Here is a 15533-nt window from a genome sequence, read left to right as displayed (position 1 = left end):
GGAGCACCGCATCCCGCCCGAGATAGCGGATCTATCTGGATCCTCGCCGGTTGCGATTGAGCCGGCCAGGCTTGCGGTCTTCGCTGCGCGAAGACCAACGCCAGCCAAAGTATCCCTCCCTCAAGCGGCCGATTGCGTTGTCGGCATCCAGCTCTTGACCTCCTGCACCGCTGCTGCCGCGGCAATCTTCGATCCGGCTGCGGGTTCGGGAGCGTTACTCTGTCCCAGTTCACGGGCCAGGAGCTCGCGGTCACAGGCGTTCTCCCACAGCGAAACGGTGATGGCTGCGACACAGTTGCTGATCATGCTGGTGAGCGCCCGCGCCTCCGACATGAACCGGTCGATGCCGATCAGCAGGGCCACGCCGGTCACCGGCAGATCCGGCATGACGGAGAGGGTTGCGACCAGCGCGACGAAGCCGCTCCCGGTGACACCGGCCGCCCCTTTGGACGTCAGCAGCATCAGCCCGAGCATCGCCGCGATCTGCCCCCATGACAGGTGAATGTCGCAGGCCTGGGCGATGAAGATGGACGCCAGGGTGAGATAGATGGCGCTGCCATCCAGATTGAAGGAATAGCCCATCGGCAGCACGAGCCCTGACACGCCTTTGCGGCACCCGAGTTGCTCAAGCTTGCGCAACGCGCCAGGCAGCGCCGGCTCCGACGATGAGGTGCCGAGCACGATCAGCAGTTCTTCCTTGAAGTAACGGATGGTCTTCCAGAGACTGAACCCGTTCAGCCGCGCCAGCGTACCGAGCACGACGACCACGAAGAACGCGCAGGCGATGTAGAATGTCAGGATCAGCAGTCCGAGCGAACCAATCGAACGGATGCCGTAGCGGCCGACCGTAAACGCCATGGCGCCAAAAGCGCCGAGGGGAGCCAGCTTCATGATGAAGCCGAAGGCAACAAACAGCACGTGGGAGAACGAGGCGACCGCCTTCGTCACCACTGCGCCCTGGTCGCCGGCACGGCTGAGGCCGAAGGCGATCAGGATGGAGAGCAGCAGCACCGGCAGCACCTCACCGTCGGCGAACGCCCCAAAGAAGGAATGCGGGATGATGTGCAGCATGAAATCCGCAAATCCGGTCGCGCCAGACTGCTTGGTGAATTTTGCAGCTACCGACGGATCCAGCGAATTGACGGAAACATGCATGCCCACGCCCGGCTGGATCAACGATATGGCGATCAGCCCGGCCAGCAGTGCAAGCACGGTCAGCAAGTAGAACAGCGCCATGGATTTCACCAGCGTGCGGCCAACCTCGCGGGAATCGCTGATGCTGTTGATGCCGCTCACAATGGTGCAGAACACGATCGGCGCGATCATCATCTTGACCAGCTTGACGAAGCCGTCCCCGAAGGGCTTCAGCGCGGCGCCAAATTCAGGCCAGAAATGACCGCTGAGGACACCCAGCACGAGACCGATCAGCACCTGGACGTAGAGGATACGGTAGAACGGCTTTCGCACCTCGGTGCTCGGAGACCCAGCCAGCGCTTGCATGTGCATTTCTCGTTTCTCCCATGTGTTTGATTTTTATCGATGGCTCTAGCGCGGACCGAGTTCAGGCCGCCAGGATTGAATGAAGCACGTGCGCTCGCCGGGCGAAGACGTGGCCCTGGAAAATTCGGCGGGCGGTCCGCTGCACTCGGGCGACCGGGCCGGGCTCAAGCCGAACCACGAGCTGGCCGGAGGGATGGGCGAGCGTGATGGGCACCGGCGGCGCCAGCGGCCCGACCATCTCTGCGGCGATCGTCCCTGACGTCACGCACGCCGTCGCAATCGCCACCGCGCCGGTCACCGCCAGCGCGCTGTGGCAGTCGTGCGGCATGAAATACCGCGTGTGCAACGTCGCGTCCGTCGCGGGTGCGATCAGGACCGGCTTCGGAATCACCATGGACGCGGAATTTGGAAAGCCCATGCGGCGTCCGGCCTCGACGCGCAGGCTTTCGAGCCGGGCGCGGAAGTCGCTGTCGGCGAACTCCGAAGGTGCCTCACGGCCGGTCCATCCCAGATCCGCCGCGCGGACCAGCATGACGGGCATGGCAGCGTCGACGCAGCTCACGTCGATCCCATCGATGCGATCGACCGGTCGTCCTGTCGGCAGGAGGCGACCGGTGCGTGCGCCAGCCGCGTTGGGAAACGACAATTCGATCGGCGCGGCCGTTCCCGGCACGCCGTCGATCCGCGCCTCGCCTTCATAAGTCACCCGCCCGCCCGGGGTGGCGACCGTCGCATCAATCAGCTTGCCGGTGTTGACATTGTGGATGCGCACCTGGGTGCGATCTGCGGCAGCTGCGACCAGACCGGCTTCGATCGCGAACGGTCCCACCGCTGCCAGCATATTCCCGCAGTTCGGCGAGGTGTCGACGATCCCTTCACGAACCCGCACTTGGGCGAACAGGTAATCGACATCCGCGCCGGGCACCGATGCCGGTCCAACAATCGCGACCTTGTTGATGACGGCATTGCCGCCGCCGATTCCATCGATGCCCAGATCGTGGCCGCCCCCCATCACCGACAGCAAGACCGCATCGCGCGCGCTGGAATCGATCGGGAGATCGCTGGCCAGGAAAAACGGCCCGCGCGAGGTTCCGCCGCGCATGACCACACAGGGAATGGCAATCTGATCGTTCATTGGAGCTGTTCCGTTCGGCGACATCTTCGTTCGAACAGAGCATGGGCTCTTGCAACTATTCTGTAAAATGCAAATATCTGAAGTATTAATGCGCCATCCGGTATAATAGGAGCCAGCCATGAACGCAGAATTGCTCGACCTCAAGGCGTTCATTACCGTCGCGGAGACCGGAAGCTTCGTCCGGACCGCCAAGGCGCTCAACCTGTCGCAGCCGGCGCTGAGCCGACGCATTCAGAAGCTGGAGGAAAGCCTCGGTGCGCCGTTGCTCGAAAGATCAACGCGTCACGTCAATCTCACCATGACGGGCCGCGATTTCCTGCCGAAGGTGCGCCGCCTAATCGACGAGTTCGAGACGTCGGTGCTTGCCATCCATGATATCGGCGCGCGAAGTTCGGGCTTGGTCTCGGTGGCTGCGGTGCCGACAGCGGTGTTTTATTTCCTGCCGCGTGCGATCGGCCGTTTTGCCGAGGCGTATCCGCGCATTCGGATCCGGATTCTAGATATCGGGGCCAATGAGGGCTTGGAAGCGGTCGCGCGCGGAGAAGCCGACTTCGGCATCAATTTCATCGGTGCTTCGCATGCCGAAATCGAATTCGAGAAACTGGTCGAAGATCCCTTCGTCCTGGCCTGCCGCCACGACCATCCGTTGGCATCACGCAAACAGGTAAGCTGGTCGGAGATCGTGTCGCACCGGGTTATTACCGTCGGTCGCAACAGTGGCAACCGCGCGTTGATCGACAATGCACTGGCGCGACACGGCCTGCAGTTGAACTGGTCCTATGAAGTTTCTCACCTCTCCGGTTCGCTCGGTCTCGTCGAGGCGGGACTGGGCATCGCCGTACTGCCGCGGCTCGCGACGCCGGCGGCCGGCCATCCGATCATTCATACCGTCAGGTTGACCGAGCCGGAGGTGTCGCGGACGATCGGAATCGTGCGCAGGCACGGGTCGACGCTATCACCTCATGCCAGTCAATTTCTCAAGATGCTCCTCGAGGCATGGCGCTCGCCTTCACGGACGAGCAGTCGAGGCAGGCCGCAGCCCCACTCCTAAGGCTTCGAACTTGAACCAGCTCTATTGAGCGCCGCGACGCGCAAATGATCGCGCAAATCAGCCGGAATGCGGTCGCTTCCAAATGAAAAGGGAGTTTACGAATCTCGGACCGATACGAAATCTTTGGTTTCCGCCGCGCGTTTGACCGCGTCGATCACTCTGAGGGTCTTCAGCCCTTCACGCCCGCTCACCACAGGCGCGGCCGTACCGCGGATGACCCCGCAGAAATTGGCAATTTGCAGGCCAAGCGGGTCTGCTTTCTCGTAGTTCAGCCGCTCGCGCTCAATCGGCGCCCACCAGCTGGCCTTGCTCGGGTGATGCCATAGATCCAGTTGCGGAATAGCCAACGATGCCGCCGTGCCGCCGATCTGGTAACATGCCTCCTGCGTGTGACTGTAGGCCGGGTTTTCACCGGCCGTGAATTCCCAGCTCCAGGGCGACTGGATGGTGTCGGAGACATTGACCGTTCCCAGCGCGCCGGAGGCGAAGTGCAGGATGATCACCGCGGTCTCTTCGACCGCATTTCCACGCAGCCGATTGGATTGGGCAGCCTGCACCGCGACGATATCCCCACAGAGGTACCGCAGCAGGTCGACGTCGTGGATGAGATTCAAGAAAACAGGCCCCGCCCCGTTTTCGCGGCGCCAGGCCACGTCGAAATAATCGTCCGGCTTGATCAGCCAAAACATGCCATGCACCGATACGATCTGGCCCAGCCGGCCGCTGTCGATCTCTGCCTTAGCGCGCCGGATCATCGGGTTGTGGCGACGATGATGGCCCGTGATCAGCGGCACGCCCGCGCGCTCGGAAGCCTCGACCAGGGCTTGTGCAGCGGCGATGTCATCCGCTAACGGCTTCTCGATCAGCGCTGGGATCCCCGCTGCGATACAATCCATTCCGTTGGCCACGTGCATCTGGTTGGGGGTGGCGACAACCACCCCTTCCGGCCGATTTCCGGAGAGCATGTCCTGGAAGGACGAATACCAGTCCACCTTCAGCGAAACCGCCAACTCTCGGGCTGCCGGCGCCGGATCGACGATCGACGACAGCATCGCCTCCGGCCGCGCGAGAACGTGCTCGATGTGTCGCTTGCCGATGAGACCTGCTCCCATCACCGAGAGGCGGACGGGTGTGCTCATGCGACGCTATCCCTTCTTCTCATCAAGCAGCTTGGCCACGCGACGCAAGCCGAGCAGATAACCCTGGGTGCCGAACCCTGCGATGACCCCATCAGCTCGTTTTGAGACAAACGAGTGGTGGCGGAATTCCTCGCGCTTGTGCACATTGGAAATGTGCACCTCGATCACTGTCCCCTCGAACGTGTTCAAAGCATCCAGGATAGCGACCGACGTATGGGTGAAAGCGGCGGGATTCATCACGATACCGGCAGCCGTCTCGCGTGCCTCGTGGATCCAGTCGATCAGCTCGTATTCTCTGTTGGATTGATGGAAGCGAATCTCCAGGCCAAGCTCCTTGCCTAGCGCTCGACAGTCCCGCTCCACATCCGCAAGCGTCTCGAAACCGTAGATGTGGGGCTGGCGCTTGCCGAGCAAATTGAGATTCGGGCCGTTGAGGACGTAGACAAGGCGACTCATCGAAGGAGAACTCCGTTCAGTGATGGGCGAGGATCTCGCCAAGGAACTGCCTGGTGCGGGCGTGCTGTGGATTACGGAAGAAAGCGTCGGGCGCGCCTTCTTCGATGATCTGGCCTTCAGCCATGAAGATGACGCGATCGGCAACCTGGCGCGCAAAGCCCATCTCATGGGTGACGCAAATCATGGTCATGCCGTCGTTGGCGAGGCCGATCATCGTATCGAGCACCTCCTTGACCATTTCGGGATCGAGAGCCGAGGTTGGCTCGTCAAACAGCATGACCTTGGGCTGCATGCAGAGCGCACGCGCGATCGCGACGCGCTGTTGCTGACCGCCCGAGAGTTGAGCCGGATACTTCTCGGCCTGGTCACCGATGCGGACGCGCTCAAGATATTTTCGCGCGGTCGCCTCTGCCTCGGTTTTGCTGATGCGGCGCGCGCGGATAGGCGCGAGCATGCAATTCTGCAAGACCGTCATATGCGGAAAAAGATTGAAGCTTTGAAAGACCATGCCGACATCCTGACGTACGACGTCGATTGCCTTGATGCTGTCGTCCAGCCGATGGCCGTTCACCACGATACTGCCCTGCTGGATCGCCTCCAGACGGTTGATACAGCGGATAAGTGTCGACTTGCCTGAACCGGACGGACCGCAGAGCACGATCTTCTCGCCCTTGCGCACGGTGAGATCGACGTTGCGGAGAGCCTGGTATCCGCCGTACCACTTCTGCACGCTCTTCATTTCGATCAGGATCTGGTCCTGCATGCTAATCTCCGCCGTTGGGCGGCGGCCAACGCAGATCGCGTCGGCCGCTCGCAGTGGCTACTGGACGGTGAAGGGAACGCCGGGGACGGAGTCGGGGAAGACCGGGACCGGGACCTTCATCCATCTGGCGTAGAAAGTGACCAGCTTGCCGTTCGATTTGATCTCGTCGATGAACTTGTTGGCCGTCTCGTTCCACTCCTTCTCGCCGAGGCGCGTGCAAGCGCCGTTGTAAAGGGCGGTGAAGTGAAGCTTGGGTTCGAACCCGAGTTCCGGCTTTGCGGCGTTGAGGCGCTGCGGATAAAACAAGTTCGCGCCGACTGCCTGGACTTGGCCAGAGAGCAGCGCCTGGATGGTGGCGGCGTCATCGTCAAATCTGCGGATCTCGGTCCCGGACGGGGCGTTGTTGGTCACCTGAGTATCCTGCGTGGAGGACCGCGGAACGCCGATGACGAATTTGCCCATATCGGCATTGCTGTTGATCGGCGTCGCCTGGGCAGCGACGAGCGTGATCTCGTTGGCAACATACGGTTTGGAATACTGCACCGCCTTCGCGCGCTCGGGTAGCATGGCCATGGTTGCGAACAGGATGTCCACGCGGCCTGTGGTCAGCGCCGGAATACGATTGGCCACCGCCAACGGGACGAACTCGGCCTTCACACCGAGATATTCAGCGAAGGCGCGGCCCATGTCGGCATCGATGCCGTCCTGCTTTCCTGAGCTATCGACATAGCCCCAGGGCGGATTGTCACCCTGAATGCCGATGACGACGACGCCCTTCTTCTTCACGTCTTCCAGAGTGCCGGCCTGCGATTTGCCTGCGATGGCGATAGCCGCCAATGCCATTAGCGCGATGCCGATCTGGCGACGGTTGGGTGAAAACAACATGAGTATCTCCTCCTGGTGATGGCTGTTTGTGATTGAGCAGGTGCGCCGTTCCTACCTTTGACTGGCCAGGGCGAGCCTGGCCTCCATCCGACTGCCCCACCACGACAGTGGCCAGCAGAGGATGAAATACATCGCGCCGACCACGCCGAAGACGAGCAACGGCTGGAAGGTCTGGTTCGATACGATTTGACCGGCGCGGGCGAGTTCGATGAAGCCGACGATGGCGGCGAGCGAAGTGCCCTTGATGAGCTGCACGAGAAAGCCGATGGTCGCCGGCAGCGAGATGCGGATCGCCTGCGGGAGCACGATGTCGCGCATGCGGGACGAATAGTGCAGTCCCAGCGCCATCGCCGCCTCGGTCTGCCCGCGCGGCACGGCCTGGATCGCGCCGCGCCAAATCTCACCGAGGAAGGCGGAGGCATTCACGGTGAAACCGATCGCCACCGCGACGAATGCGTCGAGCTTCAACCCGGTCAGGGCCAATCCGTAATACACGACGAAAAGCTGCAGCAGCAGCGGAGTGCCCTGGAATATCCCGATATAGATGCGGGTGATCCATTCCACGCCTTTATGACCGCAGGTGCGCAGCAATGCGACGGCCAGACCCGCCGTGCAGCCGCCCACAAACGCGACCACCGTCAGCAGCACCGTCCATTGCAGCCCACGCAACAGGAAGCCAAACTCGGGAAGACCAAAATGCGGTGTCATGATCGCCCTCCTCAGCGTGTCGGATATGAGAAGAAGCGGTGAGAGACGACCGCAAAGCCCAGCATCAGCAGCCAAGAGATCGCGAGATAGAGGAAGGTGACGGAGAAATAGACCTCGAAGCTGCGGAACGTATCGCTCTCGATGCGCTGGGCAACCGACGTCAATTCGTAAGCCGATACGGCCGAACAGATCGACGAGGTCAGCGTCAGCATGATGAACTGACCCGTGAGCGAGGGGTAAATCGCGCGAAGCGCGGGCTTGAGCACGATGAACCGGAATACCTGTCCTTTGTGCAGGCCGAGCGCGTAGCCGGCCTCCACCTGCCCCTTGTGAATGGATTGCACCCCGCCGCGGATGATCTCGATGGCGTAGGCGCCGCCATTGACACCGAGTGCGATAATGGCGGTAGCGGTCGGATTGAGCTTCAACCCGATGAGCGGCAGGGCGAAGAACAGAAAGAAAATCTGGACCAGGAAAGGCGTATTGCGCACGATCTCGACGAAACCGATCACGAGAGCACGCAACCATGCCGCCTTCGAATCGCGTGCCGCGACGCCGACGACACCGATGATCATTGCGAGCGTCATGCCCGCGAGCGCCAGGCCCAGCGTACCCACGCACCCCCACAGCAGCGCGGGCATGGCATGCCAAACCACCGAGAAATCGAGCGTGTAGCCCATCTTGCGTTTCCTCTCGGGCGTTGTGCGTGCCGCTCGCCCATCGGCCTGACGTCACCCTCCCAGGGATGCAAACGTGGCGAAAAAGACGTCCGGATCAGGTGAGATGCCCGTGAACAGGCGAAATGCTTCGGTGCCCTGGAAGATCGCCATGCCTCCGCCGTCGACGGTGCGGCAGCCGAGGGCGCGTGCCGCCCGCAGCAGCGCGGTTTCCAGCGGGAAGTAGACGATCTCGGCGACCCAGAGATCAGGACGCAGCAGGGCCGTCGGCAGCGGGGTGCCCGGGTATTTGTCCATGCCGATCGGCGTCGCGTTGACGATTCCCTGGGCGGCAGCCACGGCCGCGGCCGCGTCGTGGCCGACCTTCACACGTGTCTCTGCGAATCGAGGCGACAAACTATCGACCAGGCTCTGTGCCTTGGCCACATCGACGTCGATGATCGTCAATTCCCGCACCCCGAGCTTCATGAGCGCGAAAGCGACCGCCGCGCCTGCACCGCCCGCGCCGAATTGGACGACGCGAGCGAGCGGGGCATCTTGCATGTTGCGGCGAAAGTTCTCGGCGAAGCCGAACCAGTCCGTGTTGTGGCCAGTCATTCGACTGTCCCTGACGACGACGGTGTTCACGGCACCAAGCGCCTCCGCGTCGGGCGAAAGCTCGTCCAAGAGAGGCAGGATCGCCTGCTTGCAGGGATGGGTCACGTTCAACCCGTCGAAGCCCATCCGCCTTGCTGCCGTCAGCAATTCCGGCAACGCCTCCACACCGAGCTTCAGCTCCGTCAGATCGATCTTCTTGTAGAGATAGCGGATGCCGGCGGCGTCAGCGGCTGCTTCGTGCATGGGCGGCGTGCGGGACGCAGCGATGCCGCTGCCGATCAGGCCGACGAGAAAGCTGGACTTCGAATGCATGTTCGGCATCGCCCGTCAGCTCAGGGGGACAGTCAGCTCGGCGATGACCTGAGCCGTGCTCGGTCGAACACCGCGCCACCAGGCAAAAGCTTCGGCCGCCTGCTCGACCAGCATGCCGACGCCATCGGCAAGCTTGGCCACGCCTTCGGCGCGGGCCGCTTGCAGAAAGGGGGTCAGCCCTTTGCCGTAAGCGAGTTCGTATGCCAGCTCCGCACCGCGGAAGACATTGCCGGGAAGCGGCGGCATCTCACCGCGCAGGCTGGCCGACGTCGCGTTGACGACGACGTCATAGCCTTCGGCAAGATCGGCCAACTCGGCATAGCCGCTGACGATCAGGGGACCACAGCCGGCAAACTCTTCGGCCAATGCCACCGCTTTCGACAGCGTCCGGTTGACCAGAACCAGCTCTAGCGGCTCCTGGCGCAGGAACGGCAGCAGCGCGCCACGCGCCGCGCCTCCAGCCCCGAGCATTAGGACGCGCCGGCCGGCCATTTTGACGCCGAGATTGACCGTGATGTCCCGCACGAGGCCGATCCCGTCGAAATTCTCGGCGATGATCCGATCGCCTTCGAACTTCAGGCAGTTTGCGGCGCCAGCTCGGTCGGCGCTCTCTGAAAGCTCGTTTGCGTAGGCGAAAGCATCGAGCTTGAACGGGGCCGTGATATTCAGCCCCTTGGCGCCTTCCGTCCGGAATTGATCAACGCGTTCGCTGAAGCCGTTGAGGGGACCCTCGATCGCCTCATAGACGAGGTCTTGTCCCGTCATCCTGGCGAAAGTGCCATGGATGAGGGGTGATTTGCTGAAGCCGATCGGATTGCCAATCACCGCATAACGATCGCTCATCACTCACTCCTGCACTGCGGCTTCGTTGTAAAGGACCCCGTCGCGCACCATCGCCTCGACGAGCTCAGCCGACAGTCCCAGCGACCCCGCAATGCGGCGATTGTCCTGGCCCAGCAGTGGTGCCGGAGTACGCAGCGTGGTGTCGCAGTCGGAGAAGCGGAATGGCAGGTTCGGCAACGTCACCTTGCCGAGCACAGGATGCTCCTGCTCGACCAGCATGCCACGCGCGTGGATCTGCGGATCCTTCACGACTTCTTCGATAGTCTGCACGGGAGCGGACGGCACACCTGCTTCCTCGAGCGCGGCAAGACAAACATCCCGAGACGGCTGCGACAGCGTCCAGTCGCGCACGATATCCATCGCTTCGGCATAATGGGCGTTCCGCGCCGCAGGCGTGGTGAAGCGCTCGTCGGATGACAGCCTGCTTCCCCCAATCAACGTCGCCAATCGTCGCCACGCATCATCGACTTGCGCGGCGATCACAAGATTGCCGTCCTTGGCCGGAAAGACCCCGTAAACCGTCGAGTCCGGCTGTCCGCTGCCCGTCTGCTTCGGCAGGTCGGCACCGCCCGAGAGGAAGTAACGCTGAACCGCATAGTCGTGCATCGAGACCATGCAGTCGTACAGCGCCAGATCGATGTGTTGACCGCGCCCGGACGATCCGCGGCCAACGAGAGCCGCATTGATGGCCGCAACGCCATGAATGCCGGTGTACATGTCGGCCAGTGGCATCCGCAGCAGCGGCGGCGCTTCGCCGGGATTGCCCAGTTGCGCCAGAGCGCCCGACATCGCCTCTGCGATCAAGCCAAAACCCGGACGGTCGGCATAGGGACCGGTGTGGCCATAGGCGGAGACCGAGCAGTAGATCAGTCCGGGATTCCGCGCCGACAGCGCCTTGTAACCGAGCCCGAGGCGCTCGAGTGCGCCGGGGCGGTAGTTCTCGATGAAAACGTCGGCGGTGTCGACCAACTTCATCATCATGTCGAGACCACGCTCGTCGCGCAGATCGATGCAGAGCCCCTGCTTGCCCATATTCTGCTGCAGAAAGTAGCCGGACTGGCCGTCCTTGAAATAGCCGTGGGCGCGGCCCGCATCGCCTTGCTTCGGACGCTCCACCTTGATGACGTCCGCGCCCATCGCCGCGAGGCAGCGGCCCATGAACGGGCCCGCAAGGAAATGGCTGTAATCGATGACGCGAATCCCTTTGAGCGGCAGATCCTGCGCGGTCATGCCTGCTCTCCTGCGGCGTTGGACTTCGGGCGCATCGGAATCATCAGCCGGTGCTCACCGAGCTGCACCACTTCGCCCCTCTGATTGATCAGTTCCGAGGGCAGCACCACGATGCCCCACCCTTCCCGCTTAGTTGTTCGCATTGAACCGACGCGAAACTTCACATGCACGGTGTCGCCGAGCTTGATCGGCAACTTGAAATCCCACGTCCACCCCAGTGACATTCCCGGAAGGAAGCGGTAGTCGGCACGGGTCTTCAAACCATCGGCCAGCGACAGACCAAACAGCCCGTGCGCGACGCGCGTACCGAATGGTGTGGTCTTGGCGTATTCCTCGTCGACATGAACCGGCGTGAAATCGCCCGTTAGCTCGGCGTAGGCATTCACCATCGTTTCGGTAACCGTCACTGAGCGAGTGACGCATTCGTCGCCGACCTTGGCATCGTCCCAGTAGCGCTCGTTGGTCATGTCGCGTATTCCTAGGCCCGTGGATTGATCGCCAGCGCCGCTTCCACGGCACCCGCACTGGCTTGCAAGATTTCGACGTTCAGCCCGCCCGGCAGCTCGAGCCAGTTCGGCCCCGCGGGTAGCGCCTTGGCGCCCCAGGCGGCGGCACGGGCGAGCACGCCTTCGTAATCGTCGACCATGATGCCGAGATGGGCGAGACGCCCCTCCGGTCCGACGAAGTTCGGGTCCTCGATGAGTTGCACGCTTCCGAGCACCCATACCTGACGCGGGCGGGCGCCATCGGCGGGTTGCTCGTCGCGAATGGCAAGACCGAGCACCTCACGAAAGAAGTCGACGTGACGATCAACGTCCGTCACGCGGATCGCGACGTGTTCGACATAGGCCCGGGGCAACGACATCGCCTCAGGCCTTTCCGGGATAGTCGCTGCGGGCGTATTCGAGCCCTTTGACCAGCGCGACGAGGGTCGAGTTGACGGGGGTCGGCACGCTGAGCTTGGCGCCCCAACGCACGACGGAGCCGTGAATGTAATCGACCTCTGTCAGATTGCCGGACTGCAAGCTCTGCAACATCGACGTCTTGAATTCGGGCGGTAGTCCAGCGGACGCCATCGTCCATGCACGGCGCGGATCGGCAATCGAGATCTTCACGCCGGCAGCTCGCGCGACCGCGATGCTCTCTGAGATCGCGGCCAGCGCGCACTCCTCAAGGACGGGGAGCGAATAGAGGCCACCATAAGTCAGGCCGGTGATGGCGGTAACGCCACCGCCAGCGACGTTGATAAAGAGCTTGTCCCACATCGTGCCCAGGATGTTGTCGCTGAGCAGCGTGAGGATCCCGGCGCGGTTGAAAGTCTCGGAGATTCGCTGTCCGCGTTCCGTCAAGCGTCCATCGAGCTCGCCAATGATGGTTTCCTTGCCGATGACCCCGGAGCGAACATGACCGGGGCCAAGCAGCACGCCGCCGACGTAGGTCTTGCCCGCCATGACACGGTCACGACCAACTTCCTCCGACAGGATGTCCTCGTGGCCAAGACCGTTTTGAAGCGACATCACGACCGTATGCGGCCCGATGATCGGCGCTGCCGCCCGGATGGCCTCACGCGTGTGGTAGGATTTGACGAGGACGATGACGAGGTCGGCCTTGACGCCGACTTGGGCCGCGGACGTGCAGGCGGTGACCTTCACGACGGTTTCGGCGCTACCTTCGAGCATGCGAAGCCCGCTGGCGTTGATTGTGTCAACATGGGCCTGGAACGGATCAATCAGCCAGACCTCGGCTCCCCCGCGCGCCAGCGTGCCGCCGATGGTCGAGCCTAAGGCCCCCGCTCCGATAAAGCAGATCCTCATCCGAACGCTTCTCCCAGCGCCTTTCTCGGCGTTGGTCGCGTGGTAGCAGGCTGCTCGACATTAAGATATGCTATGATCCTTATAGCCATTATTGTGATTCGCAATGAAAGCTCAGGATCACACCGAGACGAAACTGCTGGAGCCGCGCCTGCTCAGGCTCTTCGATGCATTATTCACCACGGGCAGCGTCACCAAGGCGGCCGAGAAACTCGGCCAAAGTCAGCCGACCATTTCGATCTGGCTGGCACGCCTGCGAAAGGAACTGGACGATCCACTCTTCATCCGCTCACCGCAGGGAATGCTGCCGACGCCGCGCGCCGAGGCTCTCATCGGCGCGGCCAGACAAGCGCTGGAGATGCTGCATCGTCTGGCGGAGCTTCGCTCCGAGTTTGATCCGGCGACTGCCAAGCGCCGCTTCACTATTTGCATGACGGATGCGAGCCACATCACGCTCCTCCCGGCCATCCTCGCCCACGTTCGTCGTGTTGCTCCGGGCATCCGCATTCAGGCGGCGCAGATTGGCGGCGATACTCCGCGAATGCTGCAGTCGGGCGAGGCCGATCTGGCGCTCGGCTACATCTCCGATCTCGATGCGGGACACTTCCAGCAGGCGCTATTTCCGCAGGATTGGGTCTGCCTGGCGAACGCAAACCATGCCCGGATCCGCGACCGCATCACCGCTAAGGATTTCAGGCGGGAGGCCCATGTCCTCATTCGCTCCGGCACCGGTCATCAGTTGCTCGCGGGCGCGCTACAGGAGCAGCGGATGGTGCTTGACATTGCGCTTGAGCTACCGGGCTTCCTGGGATTACCCGCAATCGTCGGGACGACCGACCTGATCGCCACTCTTCCAAGGCACATCGGCGAAACGCTGGCTCATTATTACGGACTGCGCGTGCTCGATTGCCCCGTGCCAATCACCGGTTTTACCGTGAAGCAATATTGGCATGCCCGCTTCCATCACGACCGGGCAAGCCAATGGTTGCGTGACGTCTGCGGGGAGCTTTTTCAACAGCAGGACGTGCGGGGTCTCTATCGTTCCGGTCGGCCAAGGAAACGAAGTCCACGCAATTTGCGGTCGTAATGGTCCCCGGTAGCGGGCCAACAACCGCCCCCCGAGTCCGCGGCTAGGCGGACTGCGGCACGGCTGCAATTCCGCACAAGCGCATCTCGACCGGTTGTCCGCTTCGTTCGCCGTAGCACCCTATTCTACGATGAGGGCAAAACAGACCTGCCCGAGCGGCTTCCGCGGTATACGTTCGGTTGGAAGCCTCGGAGATAAGCCAGCACGGCCACGCCGTTTAGTTCGTTCTGGACCGAGCCTTAGAATCTGTGTTTCCAAACGCGCCCAAAAGACCTGACTGGGATGAAACTGCTTACCGAATGAACTCAACAGCTTGAGAGCTGGCTGGGGCGGGAGGGATCGAACCTCCGAATGGCGGAATCAAAATCAGTTTGATTATTCAAGGATTTCAATGCGCATTTGGAAAAAAGCGCAGAGTTGCGCCCTAACAATATCAATAGCTTGGCAATTGTTTCCAAATGAAATTGGGAGCCCGCGGCACGGAAATCGGCTCTCGAAATCTCGCGACTTCCATACCTCAGGCGAGATCTGAGCTCCAACCTTGCCAGCACTTCCGTTGCGACACTGGGGCCTCCAGTTGCAAACCGATCTCGTCCCGAGAATTCTCGGGCACACCAGATTGGGAGGCCGCAATGCTCGCGACGGGGATGATCGTTGTCCACGAGAGGATTTTCGCGTGAACCTTCGGGTCGACGGTTTGCAACGCCCGAACGAAGCGTGTTGTTTTCGCGCAGCAGCTCCTTTTTCGGCAGGCGCTGCGAAGCCGTACAGAAACAAGCTCACCACCATGTCGGCAAACTCCTTCGGCTCGATATCCCCCTTGGGGTCGTACCAAGTGTGGCTGAAGTTGAGCATGCCGAACAGCATCATGGTGCAGACTTTCTTCGATCGCTTGACGATCTTGCCTTCGGTATCGAGCCGGATCAACAGATCCGACACGATGTCGACGAGCTGGCGCTGAAGCGCCTTGACGGCCTTCTGCTCGGCTGTATCCGTCCGGCAAAGGCCGCCTTGCCGAATGAGGCGTGTTGTTGAGAACTGTCCTTATGGACAGTGATAGGCGCAGTGCCCAGGTCGAGCGGCTTGAGGTGGTGGATACGGGCCGGCGGCGGCGCTGGTCCGAGGATGAGAAGCTCAAGATCGTCCTGGAGAGCTTACAGGCGCCGCGCCAAGTCGCGGCAACAGCGCGTCGGTATGGCGTTTCGCGCTCATTGCTGCTGCGATGGCGACGCTCGTTTCGACCTGAGCCGGGGGATGCCCCTCAACCTGGCTTTGTACCGGCAATGGTGGTCGCGGAAGCAGGGTCGTCGCCTTGTCCCATCGTGCCGGCGAGCAGCGG

Annotated in this window: 18 protein-coding genes; 3 read left to right on the top strand and 15 right to left on the bottom strand. The window is 62.0% G+C overall.

Annotation, left to right across the window (positions count from 1 at the left end):
• Positions 1 to 120 precede the first annotated feature (120 nt).
• The gene (gene dctA / locus JQ632_RS25605; protein ID WP_409363516.1) at positions 121 to 1500 is read right to left on the bottom strand and encodes a C4-dicarboxylate transporter DctA; all 1380 of its coding nucleotides are present in this window, start codon (positions 1498 to 1500) and stop codon (positions 121 to 123) included.
• A gap of 61 nt (positions 1501 to 1561) precedes the next feature.
• Positions 1562 to 2635: a 4-oxalomesaconate tautomerase gene (locus tag JQ632_RS25600; protein WP_212405361.1), complete on the bottom strand. Its 1074-nt coding sequence runs from the start codon at positions 2633 to 2635 to the stop codon at positions 1562 to 1564.
• Between the two features lie 118 nt (positions 2636 to 2753).
• Between JQ632_RS25600 and JQ632_RS25595 the strand changes: the two genes are divergently transcribed.
• Entirely contained in the window at positions 2754 to 3686 is a 933-nt protein-coding gene (locus tag JQ632_RS25595) for a LysR family transcriptional regulator (protein WP_212405360.1), read from the top strand.
• A gap of 95 nt (positions 3687 to 3781) precedes the next feature.
• Here the strand turns inward: JQ632_RS25595 and JQ632_RS25590 are convergent, their stop codons facing one another.
• From JQ632_RS25590 to JQ632_RS25535, 12 genes are read right to left on the bottom strand one after another with little or no spacing between them, the layout of a single operon-like run.
• Positions 3782 to 4825 (bottom strand): Gfo/Idh/MocA family protein, encoded by a 1044-nt coding sequence (locus JQ632_RS25590; protein ID WP_212405359.1) that lies wholly within the window; start codon positions 4823 to 4825, stop codon positions 3782 to 3784.
• A 6-nt stretch (positions 4826 to 4831) separates the two neighbouring features.
• Positions 4832 to 5281 carry a type II 3-dehydroquinate dehydratase gene (gene aroQ, locus JQ632_RS25585; RefSeq protein ID WP_212405358.1) on the bottom strand — a complete coding sequence of 150 codons (450 nt, stop codon included), beginning with the start codon at positions 5279 to 5281 and terminating at the stop codon, positions 4832 to 4834.
• A gap of 16 nt (positions 5282 to 5297) precedes the next feature.
• Entirely contained in the window at positions 5298 to 6044 is a 747-nt protein-coding gene (locus JQ632_RS25580) for an amino acid ABC transporter ATP-binding protein (protein WP_249152527.1), read from the bottom strand.
• 57 nt (positions 6045 to 6101) lie between these two features.
• Positions 6102 to 6929, bottom strand: coding sequence for a transporter substrate-binding domain-containing protein (locus JQ632_RS25575; protein WP_212405357.1), 828 nt, complete (start codon positions 6927 to 6929; stop codon positions 6102 to 6104).
• Positions 6930 to 6980: 51 nt separating this feature from the next.
• Positions 6981 to 7637: an amino acid ABC transporter permease gene (locus tag JQ632_RS25570; protein ID WP_212405356.1), complete on the bottom strand. Its 657-nt coding sequence runs from the start codon at positions 7635 to 7637 to the stop codon at positions 6981 to 6983.
• A gap of 11 nt (positions 7638 to 7648) precedes the next feature.
• The gene (locus JQ632_RS25565; protein ID WP_212405355.1) at positions 7649 to 8317 is read right to left on the bottom strand and encodes an amino acid ABC transporter permease; all 669 of its coding nucleotides are present in this window, start codon (positions 8315 to 8317) and stop codon (positions 7649 to 7651) included.
• Between the two features lie 51 nt (positions 8318 to 8368).
• Positions 8369 to 9223 (bottom strand): shikimate dehydrogenase, encoded by an 855-nt coding sequence (locus tag JQ632_RS25560; RefSeq protein WP_212405354.1) that lies wholly within the window; start codon positions 9221 to 9223, stop codon positions 8369 to 8371.
• A gap of 15 nt (positions 9224 to 9238) precedes the next feature.
• On the bottom strand, positions 9239 to 10066 hold the full coding sequence (gene aroE, locus JQ632_RS25555) for a shikimate dehydrogenase (RefSeq protein ID WP_212405353.1): 828 nt from the start codon (positions 10064 to 10066) through the stop codon (positions 9239 to 9241).
• A 3-nt stretch (positions 10067 to 10069) separates the two neighbouring features.
• Complete coding sequence (locus tag JQ632_RS25550) at positions 10070 to 11296, bottom strand: CaiB/BaiF CoA-transferase family protein (protein ID WP_212405352.1); 1227 nt, start codon at positions 11294 to 11296, stop codon at positions 10070 to 10072.
• Complete coding sequence (locus JQ632_RS25545) at positions 11293 to 11763, bottom strand: MaoC/PaaZ C-terminal domain-containing protein (RefSeq protein WP_212405351.1); 471 nt, start codon at positions 11761 to 11763, stop codon at positions 11293 to 11295. Before JQ632_RS25545 ends, JQ632_RS25550 begins: the two co-directional genes overlap by 4 nt.
• 11 nt (positions 11764 to 11774) lie before the next feature.
• A complete protein-coding gene (locus JQ632_RS25540; RefSeq protein WP_212405350.1) occupies positions 11775 to 12161 on the bottom strand; it encodes a VOC family protein in 387 nt (128 codons plus the stop codon).
• 4 nt (positions 12162 to 12165) lie between these two features.
• Positions 12166 to 13110, bottom strand: a complete 945-nt coding sequence (locus JQ632_RS25535; protein WP_212405349.1) for a ketopantoate reductase family protein — start codon at positions 13108 to 13110, stop codon at positions 12166 to 12168.
• Between the two features lie 103 nt (positions 13111 to 13213).
• On the opposite strand from JQ632_RS25535, the gene JQ632_RS25530 reads away from it, so the two are divergent.
• Entirely contained in the window at positions 13214 to 14194 is a 981-nt protein-coding gene (locus JQ632_RS25530; RefSeq protein WP_212405348.1) for a LysR family transcriptional regulator, read from the top strand.
• Between the two features lie 375 nt (positions 14195 to 14569).
• Here JQ632_RS25530 and JQ632_RS25525 read toward each other — a convergent pair whose 3' ends face one another.
• Entirely contained in the window at positions 14570 to 15133 is a 564-nt protein-coding gene (locus JQ632_RS25525; RefSeq protein ID WP_312015663.1) for a hypothetical protein, read from the bottom strand.
• 107 nt (positions 15134 to 15240) lie between these two features.
• On the opposite strand from JQ632_RS25525, the gene tnpA reads away from it, so the two are divergent.
• The coding region (gene tnpA / locus JQ632_RS25520) for an IS66-like element accessory protein TnpA (protein ID WP_212405347.1) at positions 15241 to 15533 on the top strand (293 nt) is incomplete at its 3' end.

The organism is Bradyrhizobium liaoningense (genome assembly GCF_018130955.1).
Taxonomy (GTDB): domain Bacteria; phylum Pseudomonadota; class Alphaproteobacteria; order Rhizobiales; family Xanthobacteraceae; genus Bradyrhizobium; species Bradyrhizobium liaoningense_C.
This window is presented reverse-complemented; position numbering and strand designations above follow the sequence as displayed.

Coding starts and splice junctions, on each gene's coding strand:
- JQ632_RS25550 (WP_212405352.1), bottom strand. CDS start 11,296: ATGACCGCGCAGGATCTGCCGCTCAAAGGGATTCGCGTCATCGATTAC.
- JQ632_RS25565 (WP_212405355.1), bottom strand. CDS start 8,317: ATGGGCTACACGCTCGATTTCTCGGTGGTTTGGCATGCCATGCCCGCG.
- JQ632_RS25570 (WP_212405356.1), bottom strand. CDS start 7,637: ATGACACCGCATTTTGGTCTTCCCGAGTTTGGCTTCCTGTTGCGTGGG.
- aroQ (WP_212405358.1), bottom strand. CDS start 5,281: ATGAGTCGCCTTGTCTACGTCCTCAACGGCCCGAATCTCAATTTGCTC.
- JQ632_RS25535 (WP_212405349.1), bottom strand. CDS start 13,110: ATGAGGATCTGCTTTATCGGAGCGGGGGCCTTAGGCTCGACCATCGGC.
- JQ632_RS25580 (WP_249152527.1), bottom strand. CDS start 6,044: ATGCAGGACCAGATCCTGATCGAAATGAAGAGCGTGCAGAAGTGGTAC.
- JQ632_RS25595 (WP_212405360.1), top strand. CDS start 2,754: ATGAACGCAGAATTGCTCGACCTCAAGGCGTTCATTACCGTCGCGGAG.
- JQ632_RS25545 (WP_212405351.1), bottom strand. CDS start 11,763: ATGACCAACGAGCGCTACTGGGACGATGCCAAGGTCGGCGACGAATGC.
- JQ632_RS25590 (WP_212405359.1), bottom strand. CDS start 4,825: ATGAGCACACCCGTCCGCCTCTCGGTGATGGGAGCAGGTCTCATCGGC.
- JQ632_RS25530 (WP_212405348.1), top strand. CDS start 13,214: ATGAAAGCTCAGGATCACACCGAGACGAAACTGCTGGAGCCGCGCCTG.
- JQ632_RS25560 (WP_212405354.1), bottom strand. CDS start 9,223: ATGCATTCGAAGTCCAGCTTTCTCGTCGGCCTGATCGGCAGCGGCATC.
- dctA (WP_409363516.1), bottom strand. CDS start 1,500: ATGCAAGCGCTGGCTGGGTCTCCGAGCACCGAGGTGCGAAAGCCGTTC.
- JQ632_RS25540 (WP_212405350.1), bottom strand. CDS start 12,161: ATGTCGTTGCCCCGGGCCTATGTCGAACACGTCGCGATCCGCGTGACG.
- JQ632_RS25575 (WP_212405357.1), bottom strand. CDS start 6,929: ATGTTGTTTTCACCCAACCGTCGCCAGATCGGCATCGCGCTAATGGCA.
- aroE (WP_212405353.1), bottom strand. CDS start 10,066: ATGAGCGATCGTTATGCGGTGATTGGCAATCCGATCGGCTTCAGCAAA.
- JQ632_RS25600 (WP_212405361.1), bottom strand. CDS start 2,635: ATGAACGATCAGATTGCCATTCCCTGTGTGGTCATGCGCGGCGGAACC.